Source organism: Pseudidiomarina gelatinasegens, assembly GCF_004025325.1.
GTDB lineage: Bacteria > Pseudomonadota > Gammaproteobacteria > Enterobacterales > Alteromonadaceae > Pseudidiomarina > Pseudidiomarina gelatinasegens.
This window is the reverse complement of record NZ_RSFE01000004.1, coordinates 282,786-301,677: the sequence shown is the minus strand read 5'-3', so window position 1 is coordinate 301,677 and position 18,892 is coordinate 282,786. Positions and strand designations below refer to the sequence as shown.

At 45.6% G+C, this 18,892-nt stretch carries 15 protein-coding genes and 1 pseudogene; 3 read left to right on the top strand and 13 right to left on the bottom strand.

All coding sequences use genetic code 11. The annotated features are described in order from the left end of the window. Window positions 1-1,201 precede the first annotated feature (1,201 nt). From EGC76_RS07450 to EGC76_RS07435, 4 genes and pseudogenes are all read right to left on the bottom strand, one after another. Window positions 1,202-2,590: an anti-phage deoxyguanosine triphosphatase gene (locus EGC76_RS07450; protein WP_246013927.1), complete on the bottom strand. Its 1,389-nt coding sequence runs from the start codon at window positions 2,588-2,590 to the stop codon at window positions 1,202-1,204. 491 nt (window positions 2,591-3,081) lie between these two features. Next, on the bottom strand, window positions 3,082-3,990 hold the full coding sequence (locus EGC76_RS07445) for an IS3 family transposase (protein WP_128352352.1): 909 nt from the start codon (window positions 3,988-3,990) through the stop codon (window positions 3,082-3,084). Next, window positions 3,991-4,332 (bottom strand): annotated as a pseudogene (locus EGC76_RS07440) (IS30 family transposase); the annotation flags it as partial. It abuts the gene before it with no gap. 27 nt (window positions 4,333-4,359) lie between these two features. Beyond that, window positions 4,360-5,130 (bottom strand): competence protein CoiA family protein, encoded by a 771-nt coding sequence (locus tag EGC76_RS07435; protein ID WP_128352351.1) that lies wholly within the window; start codon window positions 5,128-5,130, stop codon window positions 4,360-4,362. Between the two features lie 104 nt (window positions 5,131-5,234). On the opposite strand from EGC76_RS07435, the gene EGC76_RS07430 reads away from it, so the two are divergent. Then, entirely contained in the window at window positions 5,235-6,173 is a 939-nt protein-coding gene (locus EGC76_RS07430) for a hypothetical protein (protein ID WP_128352350.1), read from the top strand. Window positions 6,174-6,395: 222 nt separating this feature from the next. After that, window positions 6,396-8,186, top strand: a complete 1,791-nt coding sequence (locus EGC76_RS07425) for a GmrSD restriction endonuclease domain-containing protein (RefSeq protein WP_128352349.1) — start codon at window positions 6,396-6,398, stop codon at window positions 8,184-8,186. A gap of 101 nt (window positions 8,187-8,287) precedes the next feature. Here the strand turns inward: EGC76_RS07425 and merA are convergent, their stop codons facing one another. Genes merA through merT form a run of 3 tightly spaced genes read right to left on the bottom strand, consistent with a single transcriptional unit; the run spans window position 8,288 to window position 10,410 of the window. After that, complete coding sequence (merA, locus tag EGC76_RS07420) at window positions 8,288-9,691, bottom strand: mercury(II) reductase (RefSeq protein WP_126772024.1); 1,404 nt, start codon at window positions 9,689-9,691, stop codon at window positions 8,288-8,290. 55 nt (window positions 9,692-9,746) lie between these two features. After that, window positions 9,747-10,046, bottom strand: a complete 300-nt coding sequence (gene merP / locus EGC76_RS07415; RefSeq protein WP_126834662.1) for a mercury resistance system periplasmic binding protein MerP — start codon at window positions 10,044-10,046, stop codon at window positions 9,747-9,749. A 13-nt stretch (window positions 10,047-10,059) separates the two neighbouring features. Further along, window positions 10,060-10,410 carry a mercuric ion transporter MerT gene (merT, locus tag EGC76_RS07410; RefSeq protein ID WP_034734507.1) on the bottom strand — a complete coding sequence of 117 codons (351 nt, stop codon included), beginning with the start codon at window positions 10,408-10,410 and terminating at the stop codon, window positions 10,060-10,062. 74 nt (window positions 10,411-10,484) lie between these two features. Between merT and merR the strand changes: the two genes are divergently transcribed. Further along, window positions 10,485-10,928: a mercury resistance transcriptional regulator MerR gene (merR, locus tag EGC76_RS07405; RefSeq protein WP_092857846.1), complete on the top strand. Its 444-nt coding sequence runs from the start codon at window positions 10,485-10,487 to the stop codon at window positions 10,926-10,928. A gap of 51 nt (window positions 10,929-10,979) precedes the next feature. On the opposite strand, the gene EGC76_RS07400 is transcribed toward merR, so the two are convergent. The 6 genes from EGC76_RS07400 to EGC76_RS07375 all read right to left on the bottom strand — a co-directional run bounded on the left by EGC76_RS07400 (window position 10,980) and on the right by EGC76_RS07375 (window position 18,821). Continuing rightward, window positions 10,980-11,315, bottom strand: coding sequence for a YnfA family protein (locus tag EGC76_RS07400; protein WP_126834663.1), 336 nt, complete (start codon window positions 11,313-11,315; stop codon window positions 10,980-10,982). 15 nt (window positions 11,316-11,330) lie between these two features. After that, window positions 11,331-11,966, bottom strand: a complete 636-nt coding sequence (locus tag EGC76_RS07395) for a cation efflux transmembrane domain-containing protein (RefSeq protein ID WP_034734464.1) — start codon at window positions 11,964-11,966, stop codon at window positions 11,331-11,333. Window positions 11,967-12,265: 299 nt separating this feature from the next. Continuing rightward, window positions 12,266-13,153, bottom strand: coding sequence for a cation diffusion facilitator family transporter (locus EGC76_RS07390; RefSeq protein WP_092857844.1), 888 nt, complete (start codon window positions 13,151-13,153; stop codon window positions 12,266-12,268). Between the two features lie 59 nt (window positions 13,154-13,212). Beyond that, entirely contained in the window at window positions 13,213-16,410 is a 3,198-nt protein-coding gene (locus EGC76_RS07385; RefSeq protein ID WP_092842010.1) for an efflux RND transporter permease subunit, read from the bottom strand. Window positions 16,411-16,421: 11 nt separating this feature from the next. Beyond that, window positions 16,422-17,567, bottom strand: coding sequence for an efflux RND transporter periplasmic adaptor subunit (locus EGC76_RS07380; protein WP_055437779.1), 1,146 nt, complete (start codon window positions 17,565-17,567; stop codon window positions 16,422-16,424). Window positions 17,568-17,570: 3 nt separating this feature from the next. After that, the gene (locus EGC76_RS07375) at window positions 17,571-18,821 is read right to left on the bottom strand and encodes a TolC family protein (RefSeq protein WP_006956205.1); all 1,251 of its coding nucleotides are present in this window, start codon (window positions 18,819-18,821) and stop codon (window positions 17,571-17,573) included. Between the last annotated feature and the right edge of the window lie 71 nt (window positions 18,822-18,892).

Sequence of the window (18,892 nt, the reverse complement as noted above, 5' to 3'; positions counted from 1 at the left end):
TTATATTCTCGGTTATTACAGTCGATGGAGACCGCATTCGTACAACGGTGGATTGACACCATCTGAGTCGGAAAAACGGTACTGGAATAACTACAAAACCGTGGCCAATATTACTTGACCACTACAACATCGCTGCCGCGGGTGGAAGCGAAGAAGCGATAGTGGGAAGGAGTCTAGTAGAGCGGATTATGACTCGCGAGCAGACTGCCGAAGCTCAACGTCTTGCGCGTGAGTGCGTACGAAAAAACTACAAAGACTGTTGAGTTTAGACCTACTCAACAGCTCTATATAGTGGGTATAAAAGTTTTATAAAAAGTATCAAAGAACGCAAACACGGAAAGCGGAAATGTAGCTACGAGCCTGATATTTTTAAAACTTACGGCCATAACAAAAATATTTAAATTAATTACCTCTAACGAGAGATCGCTGTATGAACTTTCCAAAGCGACTACTTAGTCATGCATATTATCACCACAAAACTCCCTTGTTTTAGGTAGCGGTATTCTACGAATCGGCGGTGGAGTGGTTCGAGAATCAATAGTTAATTTTAAACTCTATGCTCTAGGATTTGTGACATGCGAGGGGAAGAAGAAAAACTTAATTGCCTAAAGAAAGTGATTTTTAATGCTCAAGAGCATATGCGAGTGGGCGATCCCACTAGAATCTACTCCCAATATTTGAGGTATGCACTGGATGAATTCAGAGATATGAATTTTTACATCTCAGAAAACGCACGAGGTCTTTTTCGAAACGAAGTGATACATGAGCATGTTGTGCCTCATAAAATAATTATGGGTAAGTTGCTTAGTCTAGATTGTCCTACGAACTGCGATATCTTATCAATAATCAAAAAATATTATGTGATATGTAGAATCACTAAAGCCGAAGATAAGCTATTGAGTTCTTTGGGTCTTCGTTCAAAGATGCCATCTGGCTGGGATGAAGAGAGCGGTTGCGTCTTTGCTCGATACCGGTACGCCGGTATTTCAGTCTCTAGAGTAAACTTAGGGAAATAGAATAAATATTTTTACGCTATTCATATTTTCTATTCCGAGTACCAAACCAATAGAGTATGAAATAAGGTCATCATCTGCGAAATGGTTGCTAAGATTCAGACAGTGACGGTCGGCCTTTAGGCGATTTGATTAGCAATGTAACTAATTCTAAACTGACGACCTTTGATTCACTGCGCTCGTCTCAATTACAACTGGTCAAATACAGAGCCTTTGCGTGGAACAAAGATTTTTTCATACATTCTGATCGCATAGTCGTCAGTCATCCCAGAAATATAGTTGCAAATGACTCTTCTCTGCTCCTTCAGATTACTAGCATCTTCATACTTCTTATAGCTAGATTTTGGCATAAATCGTTTCGGGTCTGAGGCTATTGCTTGGAACAATTCGAAAACTATTTTTTGACCTTTAAATTCAAGTTGCTGCACCTTGCTTGCTCTGATGACTTCTTCGCGAACAATAGATTGAAAAAAATCCAATAGTTGGCTGCTTTCGTCAGACATTTTGGCAACATATCTCACAATCGGTGACTTAAAATTGTCGTCTTGAACCGATATTGAAATACTTGAAACCATTAAATGAACCAGTTTACCTATCGCTTGCTTACGACGGTGGCTTTCACCGCTAAATAATTCGTCAACCAGCTGAAAAAAATCAACATTGATGGATTTTTTTACATGTGCTTTAAAATAAGAGAGATTTTCGGATTTATCTAAATACTCATCCCATTCTTGACGTGTAATAAAGCCGAGAGAAATACCATCTTCCAGATCATGTACACCATAAGAAATATCATCAGCTAAAGACATGATCGACGTGTCTAAGGAGTGGTAACATGATTTGAAAATGCTGCGGGCACTTTTGTCTTTCGGTTTGGTCTTCTGAAAAAGCTCCCGGTCGCTTGGTGAAAATGGCTTTAATATAAATTCGATGATATCGGAATCATCATCGAAGTAGCATTTTGGAGGCTTATATTCATTCGTGTTAAATAACCAGTTTGGGTCTACCGGCTGAGGCTCTTTTAAAAGGTCGAATTTTGTTTGAGAATAAGCAATTGGATATTTTAGTACGCCCAATAGTGTTCTTCGTGTGGCATTCAATCCGTACTCAGCTCGGTATTTTGCCAGTTTACCCAGAATTTTTAATGTTTGCCCGTTACCCTCAAAACCTCCAGCGCCTCTCATGCAGTAGTTGAGAGCAACTTCTCCACCATGCCCAAAGGGTGGATGGCCGATGTCATGAGCTAAGCATATGGTTGAAAGTTGGGAAGATGTTGGCAAGTAATCGACTGGCAACGAACCGAGAATAGTCGGAGTAGATTTGGCTGTTCTTTCCAAAAATTTCAGTATGCCGATCCCGACCTGCTTAACTTCCATAGAGTGCGTTAAACGTGTTCGGTAGAAATCACTTTCGCCTAAACCCAACACTTGAGTTTTTGTTTGAAGCCTTCGAAATGCAGCAGAGTGAATAATTCGAGCGTTGTCTCGTTCATCTTCGTGTCGAATATCCGTTACGTATTTTTGATCTGTTGGGTCTCGACGTTCTGACATGACTTGGTTGAAGGCTACAAGATCCATTGTGACTAATCCCTTTTCTGGATTAAATCGGTAATTATTATTTAGGTTTATTTATATCATTTAAAACAAATAGTTTACGCATGCTGATTTCGCAAGAGTTATAGGAAACTTGTCCAGGTACTAATGTTATATCGTGTTCAAAAAGTCCCGTAACAGAAGAAACTATTGCTGTCACCTCACTTACTAGTAATCTTCCTCTAGTGAAGATTCGTCTTTCCACCATAATAATGTTATATATTCGTAGCCATTATAAATTTGGCTTTCAATCAATGTGTAATTCGCCACGGCTATGTTGTCGATCCATTTGTCGGCATCTACTTCAACAGCATTGGTCTGGGTAAATGTTCTTTTGGGCAGCATGTCATAGGGCCAGACCGACTCAGGCAGAATTGCGTTTCTAAAAAACCATTTCCGTTTACCAGATGGACTCCAACATAGAATCATACATGGCCGATCTGAAGTTTCCACTAATCTGGTAAGGCCTGATTTTTCTAGACACCTTCTACCCGTTTAAAATATTCACGCTCGAAGTTGTTTGGCGACACTCTTTCATTTTTTGTATGGCGTCGAGTTGGATTGTAAACCATCTCAATATAATGAAACACTGCCTGCTTGGCTTCAGCCCGGTTTGGATAAATACGACGGCGTATTTTTTCCTTCTTTAAATTGCTGAAGAAGCTCTCAGCAACCGCATTATCATGACAGTTACCACGTCGACTCATACTGGCTTTAATATTGTATGCATCGAGTAACTTTCTGAACTGCCGACTGGAATACTGAGATCCCTGATCGGAGTGCAAACTGACTTGTTGCTGCGGCTTTCGTCGCCAATAAGCGGCTGTAATGGCTTGCATGGCCAAGTCTTCCGTCATTCGGTCGCTCATCGACCAACCAACGATATTACGTGCAAATAAGTCCATGACGACTGCCAAAAAAAGAAAGCCTTCATGTGTTTTAATGTAAGTGATGTCCGTCACCCACCATTGATTAGGATGTTCGACGTTAAACTCGCGATTTAACGCGTTATCGGCAACAATATCGGTCTTACCGCCGTAGTAGCCTCTGGGCGTGTTATAACCCTGCTGTGCACGGATGCCTTCTTTTTGCATTAAGCGTAAGATCCGATCTCGGCCGCAATATTGGTTGGCATCACGAAAGTCCATATAGATAGTGCGGTAGCCATGAAAACCACCGCTCTCTATCCAAAACTGCTTAATTTTTTGCGCGAGTTGTTGGTCTTCACGCTCTCGCTTGCTGACTGGCGATTTAAGCCAGTCATAATAGCCACTGGGGTGAACGTCTAACGTTCGGCACAAAACTCTCACGGGATAACGTGAACTACGAGATTTTATGAACCGGTACCGTTCTTTGACTCGCCGGCAAAGAACACCGCTGTAGATTCAAGTCATCAACGCAACACCCTTATCAATCATGTGTGACGGTGTCATAAAGTTCAATGTTTTTCTCGGTCTCTCGTTTAATTGGGTCGCTACGTTGTTAAGAACTTCCTGTGAATGAACAGATAAATCAGTTTTTCTTGGGAAGTATTGCCGAACCAAACTATTAGTATTTTCGTTTGTGCCTCGTTGCCATGGTGATTGGGGGTCGCAAAAGTAAACGGGTATACCAATTTCTTTTGTTAGATCAGCATGCTTAGCCAGTTCCATACCGCGATCCCAGGTGAGCGATTTCCGGTATTCTGCCGGCATCTGCTTAAATATTTTTAACAGCCCCCGATAGACCGGACAGCACTAACCAGCCACACGGGTTCATTGTTTGGCCTCAGGGAACACGTAGAGTGGCGACTTACAGGTTTTGCACATATTATCGTTCACATAGCCCGACCAGCTAGAACTGCATTCTGAGCATTTAAACTGATAAATAATCGATGGCCTTTGAGGTGAATTTCGTTCGACTTGCTCCGGTAAATTTTGCTTCACATGATATACCCACTTCTTCCCAGTTGTTTCATGCTTTAGATAGTTAATTACTATTTCTCGGAAAGGTTTATTTCGGCGCTCAAACTCTCTATATAAAGATTCGATGTTGAGCTGAATAACGCCGCAGCGCTGAACTTCGGGATGGAGGAGGTTCATCGGAAGTCTGCGTCCTTTATGAACGATATATATGATTAATGGAACGCTTTGAACTGAAGATTTAATGTCGACTAGCTGCCCTTCAAAATCACACCGCAACTCAACGTCATCAAGATTAAGCATTCTTGCTTTGGAAACGACTCTGTGGGCTATCTTTAACTCGGGGACTGTCAAGCTTCTCAATTCCTCGAAAAGTTGGAGAATCATTAAGCGAACGGAGTGATCTAAGGAGTAGTCACACGGCTGAGTGACAAATTCATTATCTTTAGTTGTAGTTAGGTAGTGAGAAAAGTGCCAGGTATTTACATTTCCTTGTCGTGCTATGAGCGGCTCGTCACACGATGGACAAATGCAGTTACAAGCATATCCTTTTTCGACTTCATCAACGGCTACTAATTGACCTGTAGCGCGGTCTTTTGCAAATGGTATTTTGACGCTGTTCATATATTTTATTCCGAGTACCAAACCAATAAAGTATGAGCTAAGGTCATCATTTGCGAAATGGTTGCTAAAGGCCAGAGAGTGAGAGGGAGTCACAGGGAGTCTTTATGGATTCAGATAAACAGAAACTTGTTGAAGCCGCGCGTTGCGGCTTGAAATGGCTTGAGGTTCAAGCTGAGCGAAAGAGCGCTGGCCAGTGGAAACATGAGATTTTAAGGCGTCTTTGTAATGCTGTTATAAAAAGTAATGGCGATAGAAGTTCGTTTATTGCTAAGGATATCTGCCAGTCGGAAACGGATCAGAATTCAGGTAGCCAGCTCAATAAAGAGTTCAGGAGGTTTGGCAAGATTCTTGAAAGTTGGGCAGAGAGTTTCAATGAATCTGCAATTGATAACGAATTTAGAGTTTATCTCACAGGTAAGCTTTCACAGCCCGCGAAGCATAATGTTCTAGAGTTACATGTTCGGGAAGTTGATAGTGTTGCTACAGTTTCCAAAGACAAAATTCCTCAAGGGCATATTCGTTATACTGTGTGGGAGCGTAAGGCACTGCCGCGCTGGCAGCAGCGGTTGTTAAATCGCGATATGGGTGTTGGTACGCACTTGTTGTTGGCTGCCATATTTTTACTAGTGCCGATTGTAGCCCTAATATATGCGGTAGCGCTGGGTTTCCTGACTTATTATCATCCCACTATTTGGAATGTATCGGTATTCGTCGGTGTAATCTGCGTTGAATTTTTTGTTCTGCGAGGCCTTTACGAATTTTGGTACTTCCATGACCGTAAAATTATGATGCTTCCTATTCAATTAACACCGCTTGAGCAGCCACCTACCGCGTTAGTCATGCGTCGTGAAAAGGATAAGCGCTGGCCAGTTGTTCATGTAATGGCGACCAGTTCCGATTGTTTGTTGTGTGATGGCACAGTATTTTTACGCAAGGAATCTCATTATCGCTATCGTGTTATCGGGGCGTGCAACAGACATCCAACCGAGCATCGATTTACGTTTGATTATACAAATATGCTAGGGAAGGTTTTGGCGGACTGAAAACACAAATAACGAGAAGTGATAATGGGATTCGATAAAGAAGCACGAAAATTTTTTCAGGAATAACTAGATCGTTAATACTTTATGTATTGAGAGGGAAAGTGTAACCCTCAACTTAATTAGAAATTATCAAATATAAGCCATCTTACTGTGAAATAGTGTCCTTCAACAAATGGACTCTTCACACAAGTTAACGATTAAAATTAGGAACTGTGGGACGACATGGCAAAATATGAAGTAAAGCAAACAGCGATCAGTCAAATTCTTGCTGACGTTCGTAGCGATAAAATAGCAATTCCGGAACTACAACGACCATTTGTTTGGAAAACATCTCAGGTCAGGGATTTAATTGACTCACTTTACAACGGTTATCCGGTTGGTTATCTGATAACGTGGCAATCTGTTGGCGCCAAATTAAAGGGTGGAGCTGTCGCAGCACATCAACAAATACTAATCGATGGCCAACAACGAGTAACAGCGTTGAAGGCCGCAATTGCGGGACAAACGGTGATTGGTAACCGTTATGAAAAAAAGCGGATCGCTATTTCGTTTAATCCTGTAACGGAAGAGTTTGCGACGAGAACGCCAGCGATTACCAATAGCCCCCAATGGATTCACGATATTAGTGAGTTTCTTTCCGGATCCAGTCAGCTGAGCTTTTTGAGAAATTATTTCGCTAAAAATCCAGATGTTGATCAAGACCAAGTTGAACGAGCCTCGGCGAGACTCGCCGCTGTTGAGCACGCGCAAGTAGGTGTCATTTCATTGGCAGACGATTTGGATGTAGAAACGGTTGCAGAGATCTTTGTTCGGATCAATGCCAAAGGTGTTCCGCTATCAAGTGCTGATTTTGTAATGAGTAAAATTGCCACGTACGGCAATGAAGGGCGCAATCTTAGGAAGCTAATTGATTACTTCTGTCACCTGACGGTTTCTGGACATGCTTTTGATGATATTAAAGAGAACGATGAAGAGTTCGCAAAATCAGAGCATATTAGGAAAATTCAGTGGTTAAGTAATCAAACGGACGAGTTATTTCAACCTGACTATACCGATGTCATTCGTATTGCCGGTCTAGTTGGATTTAGTCGTGGTAAAGCCGGAGCAATTGTTAGTGAGCTATCCGGGCTTGACCCACAAACGAGAAAAATTGATGAAAATCTTATTCCAGCCGCGTATTCTCGTTTTGCGGAAGCATTAGATCTACTTGTGAGTAAGACGCATCTCGAGCGATTTGTAATGATGATCAAGTCTGCTGGGTATATCGATGCCAGCATGATTGGGTCAAAGAATGCATTGAATTTCGCATATGCACTTTACCTGCGCCTTCGGTTGGACGATCAGCTGAATGAGGGAGAGAGAGCAAGAATTGTAAAACGCTGGTTCGTTATGACATTACTGACCGGAAGAGCCGTGGGAAGCTTTGAATCCACGTGGGAAACTGACTTACGTCGTATTAAGGACCACGGTGCGGAACAATACTTACGCACTCTTGAAGCCTCAGTTCTAAGTGATAGTTTTTGGGATGTAACTTTAGTTCAGGAGCTCGAGTCACCAAGCAAGCGTAGTCCTGCATTCCAAACATATTTAGCAGCAAGAGTTGCAAAAGGAGGGCGGGGATTCCTTTCAAAGTCGATTAATATCGCACAGATGATCGAGGGGCATGGCGATATGCACCACATAATTCCCAAGAATCACCTTATTCGTCATGGATTCCCGAAACAGGGAGATTACAACCAGATTGCAAACTTTGCGTTGACAGAAACAGCAATCAACATCGCGATTAAAGACCTACCACCGAAAGAATACATGTTAATGGTTCTTGAACAGATTGAATCCGGAAATTTAAGACTTGGCGAAATTTGTGATCGAGAAGATTTACAGAGAAATTTAGCCGAAAATGCTATTCCTGAGCTCATATTCAATACTACCGCAGAAAATTACAAAGAGTTCCTAGCGGGACGCCGTTTTTTAATGGCAACAATGATCAAAGAGTATTATGACAGCCTTTGATCTTAAAGATGAGAAAACTTATACATGATTGTCTTCAATCTATTTAAAACTCAATGGCGGCAAGGTGTCTAGCAAATCAGTGTCGATTCAGCTAGGTTATCTCACCCAGCGCAGCAAGATAATTGGCTAACATCTTTAGTAAACGTTTGAGCGCATAATTTTAAGCCTTCTACCATCGTAAGGTATGGGAAGAGCTCATCAGCCAACTCATTGACTGTCATTCCTGCTCTTATCGCCATTACAGCAGCTTGAATCAACTCACCGGCTTCTCCTGCGACGACTTGAACACCGAGCAGTCGGCCGCTGCCACTCTCTGCGACAATTTTTATAAACCCTTGGGTATTGAAGTTAACCAATGCCCGTGGGACATTTTCAAGGCTCAACGTGCGGCTTTCGGTGACGTAACCACCAGTTTTAGCATCAGCTTCTGATAAACCCACCGTGGCGACTTGTGGATCAGTAAAGATAACCTCGGGCATTGCACTGAGATCAAGATGCGCATCACCGCCCGTCATGTTAATAGCGGCTCGGCTGCCGCCTGCGGCGGCGACATAGACAAACTGCGGCTGATTCGTACAGTCGCCTGCCGCATATACTCTTGAGTTAGAGGTTTGCATGCGCTCGTTAATCGTTATTGTACCGCGTTCAGTTTGTACACCGATGGTTTTTAAATCGAGGTTTTCCGTATTGGGCGTACGGCCTGTGGCCACGAGCAGTTGTTCTGCTTTTAATGTTCCGGCATTGGTTTTGAGAATGAAGTGTTGTCCGTCGTAACGCACTTCGCTGGCTTCTGTATGCTCAAGCACATTGATGCCTTCGCGATCAAAAACAGTCGCTATTGCTTCACCAATGGCAGGCTCGTCTTTGGATAACACCCGACTGCGAGCCAAAACAGTAACTTCACTACCGAGACGCGCGAAGGCCTGTGCTAATTCAAGAGCAACGACCGAGGCTCCAATAATAGCGAGGCGTTTAGGAATGTTACTTAGCTCTAATGCGCTTGTCGAAGTAAGGTAAGGGGTTTCAGCTAAGCCGGGGATGGGGGGTTGTGCGGGTCGGGCCCCGGTGCCGATAAAAGCACGGTCAAAGTAAACCGTTTGCTCACCGCCATCGCGAAGTGATACGGAAAGAGTTTCATCGTTTATAAAGCGGGCTTCGCCGTTAATAACGGTAATGGCGGAATTCTCTCTAAGAATACTCTGGTATTTGGATTCACGGAGTTCTTCTACCCGAGCCTGTTGTTGCTCGAGGAGAGCTGATCGATTTACCTTAAGAGTATGAGTACTTAAGCCTTTATCAAAAGGGCTTTCTCGCCGCAGTTGGGCGATATGAGCCGCTCGGATCATGATTTTAGACGGGACACAGCCAATATTGACACAAGTTCCGCCAATAGTACCTCTCTCAATGAGCGTCACTCGGGCACCTCTCTCGGTCGCTTTGAGTGCCGCAGCCATCGCACTGCCGCCGCTACCAATGACAGCAATGTGTAAATTGTTATTACTCATAACGGTTACTCCTTGGTCTTTCAGTTTTACAGCAGCTATAAGGCATTGTGATGTTTCATGACTGATTTTTTGGTGCCGTTGCTTTCAGTGTTGATGGGTATCCTGCATTTGTCGTTGCTTCAGTGAGCTGCTTAACTGACGTTTTTTCGTCGTCGAATGTCACGGTTGCATCCCGCTCTTCAAAACGGACATCGACGGCGCTCACACCTGCAACTTGGCCAAGTGCAGCTTTGACAGTAATTGGGCAGGTGACGCATGTCATACCGGGTACTGATAGCGTAACCGTTTTCTCAACCGCCAATGTGGGCATGCTAAACAGTAAAAATAAAATGGTTGTTATCATTGTTTTTTTCATCGTGTATTGCCTCCTAGTAAAAGAAAGGAACAACATAGGGGTAAGCCAATGCTGTTAAAGTAAGCACCGCAACGAGCCAAAACATCACTTTGTAGCTCTTACGAGCATTTGGCGTTGCGCAGGTGTTATCAGGGTTGCAGTCATCAGCACGCCGGTATATTCGACGCCAGGCAAAGAATATGGCAATCAATGCAATGGCAATAAAAATGGGTCGATAAGGCTCAAGTGCTGTGAGGCTCCCAATCCAGGCCCCGGATACACCGAGTGCAAGTAATATGAGGGGACCCAGACAACACGCAGATGCCAGAGTCGCTGCGATCCCTCCCGCGAGAAGAGAGCCCCGACCAGATTTTGAATTTGACATAAGAGTAACTCCTTCGGGCATTTTGCTTTAATGTGTTAATCTTAGACCCGTACCTCACTACGGAAGCAATAGCTATGTTAAAAAAACGCAACGTAATGACAATTGGCACGCTGGCCAAAACAGCCGGCGTGGGCGTGGAAACGGTGCGCTATTATCAGCGCCGAGGGCTAATGAGCGAGCCGGAGAAGCCGTATGGGGGGATCCGACATTACGACGAACAAGCGCTTGCTCGGCTTCATTTTATTCGCGCGTCTCAATGGCTCGGATTTAGTCTGGATGAAATTGGTGAGCTATTAACTCTGCAAGATGGCGCTCATTGCGATGAAGCACGGGAGCTTGGAGAGCAAAAGCTCACCAGTGTTCGTCGAAAGATATCGCGCTTACAGCAAATTGAACGAGCGTTGAATGAGCTGGTGCAAAAATGCAGCTCCGGACACGGAGATGTCTATTGTCCACTGATGGCGTCGCTTAATGACGGGGTTGAGGACGCTACCACGGACAAACATAAGGTGCGTTAGTCTGTGTAGTAAAACTTTTGAGCGTAGTTCTTTAACTGAATTGCTTTATAGCTAACGCCAGCCATACACAAGAATCCCCATACCGGTTAGCACAAACGCCGCCCCAATCAAGTCGAAGCTGGATAAAGGCGATTTATCGACAATTCGCAGCCAGACTATGGCAGTTAACACGTAAATACCGCCGTAGGCTGCGTAAACGCGCCCGCTTTCCGCCGGATGAAGTGTTAATAAGTAAGCAAATAAGGCTAAGCTTATTGCTGCCGGAATGAGCAACCAAACGGAATGACCCTCTTTGAGCCATAGGTAGGGTAAATAGCAACCGACAATTTCTGCAATTGCGGTTGCGATAAATAACCCGAGTGTCTTTATTAAAAATATTGAGCTCATTACGAATCCTGGTGATTACCCGCAACACCCAGAAATATCGTCTTTTTCACCTGTCTTTACAGCTATCGCGTCTTTGATGATGCGAATAGCAGAGTGCAGTACAATGATGGCTATGACAGTTGCGATGAGTAAGTCAGGCCATGCCGCATGGAGCTGGGCGACGAGCATCGCAGAGACAATAACACCGACATTCATGATCATGTCATTGCGTGAACAAATCCAGCTGGCGCGAATGTTAATATCGCCGTTTCGGGAGCGATATAGAAGGGCAAAGCAAACGATGTTTACCAGTAATGCAAGCCCCGCTATTGAGAGCATGACAAAGGTTTCGGGCTGACTACCAAATGCCAGTTTAAGGATGACATCCAATAACACCGCCAGAGCTAATAATGTTTGCAGTATGCCGTTTAAAATAGCGGCATTGACTTTATATTTAATGGCTTTGCCAACAGCGTATAAGCTCACAGCATAAACCAAAGTATCGGCAAGCATATCCAGCGAATCAGCAATAAGACCACTGGATTCAGCCATCCAACCCGCAATGAACTCAACAAAGAACATGACGCCATTAAGGACTAGAACCGTCCATAACAACCTGCGTTGAGAGTTATCCATTTCGGCTTGCGCTGAACTTCCGCAACATGATGACATTGGAACAACCTAAAACGATTTCGATATACCTACAGTTTATCACACGTTAACACGAGTTTCAGCGCTGGTTTTATGGTGGATTATTAGATAAAGTGGCCGTTACGAAAATATATTGGTTGCTCATATTGGTCTTATTAACACACAGCTTTTTTACCTCTGCATCTGCTTCTTTCCATATTTAAGACTCGGGTCACCAAAGTGTCGATGTTGTGTTTGGAGAATATGATATCGAGCATCAATTTCATGCGCACATCTGGTGTATTACTGGCTCGTCTTGAACAAAAATAATGCACTCATTATCAGTTGTCCCGGCACGCTTCATCAGGATCTTCGAGTTCTACCGTTGTATGGCTTAGAGCATAGGGCGCAAGGACGTTATCGATGTGCTGTTTTAAGTCGCTACGGGCCTCGATATCAAGATTTTCAGTTAACACCAAATGAACGGTTAATACATGCTCCTCGCCGTCTAGTGACCAAAAATGCAAATGGTGTAGGTCAGCAACATGAGGTAGCTCCAGTAAAGCGTCAGCGACTTGTCTGTAGGTTTTTTTGTCCGGAGTTGCTTGTATGAAGAGTTTCAGCGTTGCCCACAGGTTGCGCAGCACATTCACTAAAATAAATAGAGTAAAGCCAATCGACAATATAGGGTCGAGAATTGGCCAGTCTACGAACAACAAAACAATACCAACGATAAGTACAGCAACCCAGCCGAGAACATCCTCCAGCAAGTGCCAGTTAATAACGCGTTCGTTTAACGTTTTGCCCTCTGACAATTTGTAAGCGGCAAATCCATTAACTGTAATGCCAACGACGGCTAAAGCGATCATGCCATCAGCGATGGGCATTTGAGGGTTCCAGAGTCTGGGAATCGCTTCCACAAGTACCCAGGCAGAGCCTGCGATTAAAACAACGGCATTAATAAATGCACCGGCAAGATTGAGTCGCTTATAACCGTAGGTAAAGTGTTGGTTAGCCTGTTTTTTGCCCAGCTTATTAAGTACCCACGCCAGGCCAAGCGACAAGCTATCGCCAAGATCATGAACGGCATCAGCTAAAATGGCGGTACTGTTGGTAAGAAAGCCACCAATAAACTCGATAATGGTGAAAACAAAGTTAAGAACAAATGCCCACCCTAATCGGTTGGACGGCATGTCCTTTGAGTGATCATGGTTATGGTGATGCCCCATAATACGTTCCTCTTTGTAGTAGAAGGGGCGGCAATAACCGCCCCCTTAAGTGCTGAACCCTAACGGCTCAGATCCTTAATTTTTTGTTTCGAAAACCAAGGATAGAGCACGGGTAAGATAACCAGTGTTAGCAATGTCGCAGACACCAAACCGCCAACAATGACGGTGGCCAATGGACGCTGAATTTCAGCGCCTGCGCCGGTTGCAAACAGCATGGGAATGAGTCCTAACGCTGAGGTTATTGCCGTCATTAATACCGGGCGTAGTCGAGACCATGCGCCATCAAACACGGCATCATTAACTGCATGCCCATCGGTTATTCTCTGGTTTATACTTTCGACCAGAACCACACCGTTTAGTACCGCCACACCAAACAGTGTGATGAAACCCACGGCGCTGGGCACCGATAAGTACTGTCCTGACACATAGAGTGCCACAATACCACCGATGACTGCCAACGGTACATTCACCAAAATCAACATGGCTTGACCCATGGTGCCGAAAGCAAAATAAAGCAGCAGGGCGATGAGTGCCAGCGATATGGGAACGACAATGGACAAGCGCTCCTGTGCTCGTTGTTGACTTTCGAACTGGCCACCAATGTCGACTGAGTAACCGGTTGGTAAATCCACCTTCTCGTCAATCGCCTTCCTAATATCGGCAACCACGCTGCCCATGTCACGACCCTGAACGTTCGATTGAATTACAACGCGACGCTGTACATCATCACGACGGATTTGCGGTGGTCCTGATTCAATTGCAACGTTGGCGACTTCGCCTAAGGTTACCCAGGCCCCCGAGGGAGTTAACAAGCGTAACGAGCGAATAGACTCCGGCGTATCGCGGAATTGCTTGGCCAACCGCACGTAAATATCATAGCGCTCATTACCGCGAATGATCTGGCCTGCCGAAGCGCCACCCAAGCCATTGTCGACAACGCTAAGTACATCGGAGACATTTAAGCCGTAGCGTGAGAGTTGTTGGCGTTTCGGCGAAACCACCAGTTGTGCTTCACCTTTTATTTGCTCCATCGCTACTGCAACGGCCCCGTCAACCTGCTTGACGGCACTTTCTATTTCCTGGCCTTTACGGGCCAACACGTCAAGCTCGGGTCCAAATAGTTTGATGGCTAGCTGCGATTTTACACCTGAGAGCAGTTCATCAACCCGTGTTGCAATAGGTTGTGAAAAATTAAACAACAAGCCTGGGTGATCATCTAGTTTTGCCTCCATTTTTTCTTGTAAGGCGTAGCGATCCGATGCTGTTGTCCATTCAGACTGCGGCTTAAGACCCACATATATCTCGATGTTGCTGATAGGCTCTGGATCGCCGCCCACTTCGGCTCGTCCAATGCGGCTGAGTGCGTAGGTGGTTTCCGGGAACGACATCAGGATTTTTTCAAGCTTCGGAGCCACCTCTAAGGCCGTTTCAAGGTTAGAGGAGGGGGCTAATGTCACGCGAATATTAATCGTGCCTTCTTCCAGTTCGGGCGCAAACTCTGTGCCGAGACGAGGCACTAACACCAAAGCGCCGACAAACAGCACACCGGCCAGGGCAATAACAGCCTTTTTACTGCGTAACGCCACCGATAATAGTCTTTTATAACCATTATCTAGTGGTTTAAGCAGCTTATTTTCACGAGGCTTAATACCCCGACTGAAAAAGTAACTGGCTAATGCCGGTACAACCATGATGGCCACAAAAACCGCGGAGATAATGGCCAGCATAATACTGATAGCCATGGGCTCAAATAATTTAGCTTCAACACCCTGAAAACTAAACAGTGGCATAAAGACCACCAAGATAATCATGGCGGCAAAGAATACCGGTCGTGCCACTTCGTTAGCCGCTTCCTTAACTCGCAGCTTGATACCATGACTATCGAGTTTGGCTGCCTGAGGATCCGGGTCGCGGTGCTCTGTGCGTTGCTCGGCGTCGTCTTGGTGTTCACTATCCGGACGACTTAAGTGCTTAAAGATATTTTCAACCATCACCACGGAGCCGTCGACCAGCATACCAATGGCAACAGCAATCCCGCCCAGCGACATCAGGTTAGCCGACATGCCCATCGCGGACATTACCATCAGGGCAATGGCGATAGAAACGGGAATGGACAGTAACACTAAAAAAGTAGCGCGTATGTTGAGCAAAAACAGTGCTAATACTGCGATAATAAACACAAAGGCAATGAGCAGTGAATACGCGACCGTAGATACGGCTTTTTGTATTAAATCGGCCTGATCATAATACGGCTCAAAGGTAACACCCTCGGGTAATGCTTGCTGAATAAGCGGAATGCGCTTTTTAATACCGTCGATGGTGGCTTTGGTATTCGAGCCCATGCGTTTGAGCACAATACCCGACACCACTTCGCCCAACTGGTTGACCTCGCCGTCGACTTTACGCGACATTGAGACCGCCCCCTGGCGAATTTCACTGCCGATTTCGACGTCGGCAACCTGTCCCAGTGTTACGGAAACGCCGTCAACGGTTTTGAGCGGTATTTGTCGTATTTGTTGCAGGCCTTTTTTACCGCTATCCAACCAGCCGGTGCCGCGAATAACCAACTGCTCCTGACCGCGGGGCATATACCAACCACCAACGTTACCGTTATTCTTGTTGACCGCGCCCATGACGTCTTGCTGGGTAAGGTCGTAAGACAGCAGCTTGGCGGGATTGAGGTTAACCTGATATTGCTTAACTTCACCGCCAAAGGACAAGACTTCGGTAATTCCCTCAACGGGCATCAGTAGCAGTTTAACCACATAGTCGTTAAGACTGCGTAGCTCCATGCTACTGACACCAGAGCCCGGCTCGGCAAGTAGCAGATACTGATAAACCTGGCCGAGACCGGAAGAGTTAGGGCCCATTTCGGGCGTGCCGACTCCCTCTGGAATCAACTCCTTTGCCGCTTGCAGCCGCTCGAATACCAGTTGCCGGGCAAAGTAGATATCGACACTCTCGTCAAATACCACGGTAATGCCCGATAAACCTGTTTTTGAGATTGACCGAACTTCTTTGACGTCGGGCAGGGCATACATCACCGACTCTATCGGATAGGTAATAAGCTGCTCGACTTCGGTCGCTGCTAATCCTGGTGCTTCCGTATTTACCGTTACCTGAACGTTGGTAACATCGGGAAAGGCATCCAGATTAAGTTTGGGAATAATAAAAAATGACGCAATGCTGATGCTGAATAAAGCCAATACCAATAACAGGCGATTGGCGGCAGCAAACTGAATAATGCGCTGAAACATACAACCTCCTGTTAGTGGTTATGTGGGTCAAAACCGCCTTTAGCGATTTGTGAGCGAACGAAAAACGCGCCGTTGTCTACGTATTTTGTGCCTTCGTTAACGCCTCGAATAACTTTCCACGGACCCTTTTCATCAACCAATTCGACTTTCTTCGGTTCAAACTTTCCGGGTTCGTGCTCAATGAATATCTGCCAGTCACCATCAGGGGCCCGCATTAAGGCTGAGTCCTTAACTGCAAGCACCGGTCCATCCGACTTGACTGAGAAATAAACATCCGCAAATAAACCAGGGTGTAATTGGTCCTTTTCGTTATTTACCGCAAGTCGTACCGTTCGGGTGCGGGTTTTATGGTCTATTGTGTGGCCTTCCTGAATGACTTTTGCCGCAAAGCGCTGATTGTCGACACTCACTGTAACAGGATCACCAAACTGCACACTAAGGTCAGCTGAGCCTGGTAGACGAGCATTAACCCACAAGGTTTCTTCTTGCAGCACTTCAACCAAGTGATTACCGGCATTAACTTGCTGGCCTTGCTTGAAGTTATCGCTAACCACAATCCCGCCAATTTCTGAGGTCAGTTGGTATTCGCCGATAGGGTAGTTAGCTTTACTTAAACGCTTAATGTCGCTGGCTGACATACCAAATGCTTTGAGTTGCGCTTGCGCTGAGGTAAAGGCGTTTTTCGCTTCGACAAAGCGTTTTTCACCCACCGTTGACTCACCGAGTGACTGCACGCGTTGCCATTCGTTAAGTGTGACCAAATACTGACTTTGCGCCTCCGCCATGGTGGCGCTGAAGAGGGTTGCCAGTGGCTCACCTTTTTCGACGTGATCGCCAATACTGACAAAACGTTTGAGAACGGTCGAATCGATGCGCGGACTCACGATATAGCTATTAAAGTCGTTAGCAACCACCTCGCCCGGGGCATAAACCGGATATTCAATGACTTGAGTTTGCAAGGTTCGCGTGGTGATATCTGCCATGGATAGCTGCTTGCTGGATAGCTCCACGCCTGAGCTTTCCTTATGTTCACCTTGCTCGTGTTTGCCTTCTTCCTTGTGGGTATCTTCTTTTTCGTCGTGTCCGTGTTCATCCTGCGCCATAACCGAAAAGCTCAGCGCAAGTGCTATTGCTGCGTATAAAGGTTTTACTGACATCGTTTACTCTCCAATCTCTGCGTTTGTTGGCTGGCTTAACGGCGATAACGTCAGTGCTTTACTGAGTTCGCCCGAACGGTACAACCATTCAATGGCGGCCAACCGATATTGTGTTTGCAGCGCTATCCCTGCAAATTGGCTATCGAGCTGCTGTTGCACAGCGGTGAGGTAGTCTGTGGTGGATAGGTCACCGGCGAGCCAGGACTGCTCAATCACCTGCATCGACTCATCCTGCCGAGATTGAAAGTCTCTTTGCCAGCTTTGCCACTGTTTTTTCACAAAACGATAATTGTTAAGAGACGATTTCAGTGCTGCTTGCCATTGTTGCCTTAGTGCAATCAAACGTTTTTCTTCAGCAACAGCTTCGCTATTGGCTGCGCGCACCGCATCGCTGTAGTTATTGCGAACCTGTAGTGGAATGCTGAATGATAAGCCAATTACTGTTTCGTTATCGCTCTCGCCCGCTTCGACGCCTACGGTTGGGTTGGCGGTGGTTAACGAGCGTTTCCAGTCGACATCGGCGCGCTTTAATTGCCATTGCAGGTAAGCGGCTTTTAACGCTGGATGTTGTTGCCAACGAGCCGTTAACGCAGGTTCAACGTTAAATAGCTCCTCATTAATGGAGAGTTGACCGACATCAGACGTTGTTAGCAGAGCGTTTAACTCTGCTTCAGCGGATTGCAGTTGTTGATAAGCCGCTGCCGTTTGTTGCAGTTGCCGACTTAGCGCGAGTACCGTCAGTTGTTCGTCGACGGCACCTAAGTCACCGGCTTTACGTCGTTCGGCAACCAGGCTTATCGCCTGTTTAACGATTTTCTCTTGCTGCTCAGCCAGTGCGTAACGCTGTTTTGCGTCCAGCCATTGCACATAGGCATTCAACAAAGTTTTAGCATGCGATGTCGCCGACTGGCGATAAATACTCACTGCCATAGCCGTCATGGCGTCACTCTGACTGGCCCTTGCTTCATTGCGAGTGCTCCAGTCCAGCGTCTGGCTTAGACCAACAGCGTAATTATTGATGTCACCCTCGCGCTCTAAGCGTGACGATAAGCTAGGGTTGTACAAAGGCTGATTTAATTGTTTGCCCTGTTGGATCAGCGCTTCAGCCTGCTGTTGAGCGGCTTCAACACTGGGGTGTTGCTGCACAGTTTTTTGCCATTGCTCGGGCAACTGTTGTGCATTGGCGTAGCTTGAACTTATTGCCAGACTTACGGCAACAAACAAGCGTTTGCTATGTGTCGAAAACGGACCCATAGATAGACTCCTCAGTCATATTACTGCGTAAAATAATGATTTCTTGCGCTGCTAACGCAGCTTATTAGGCA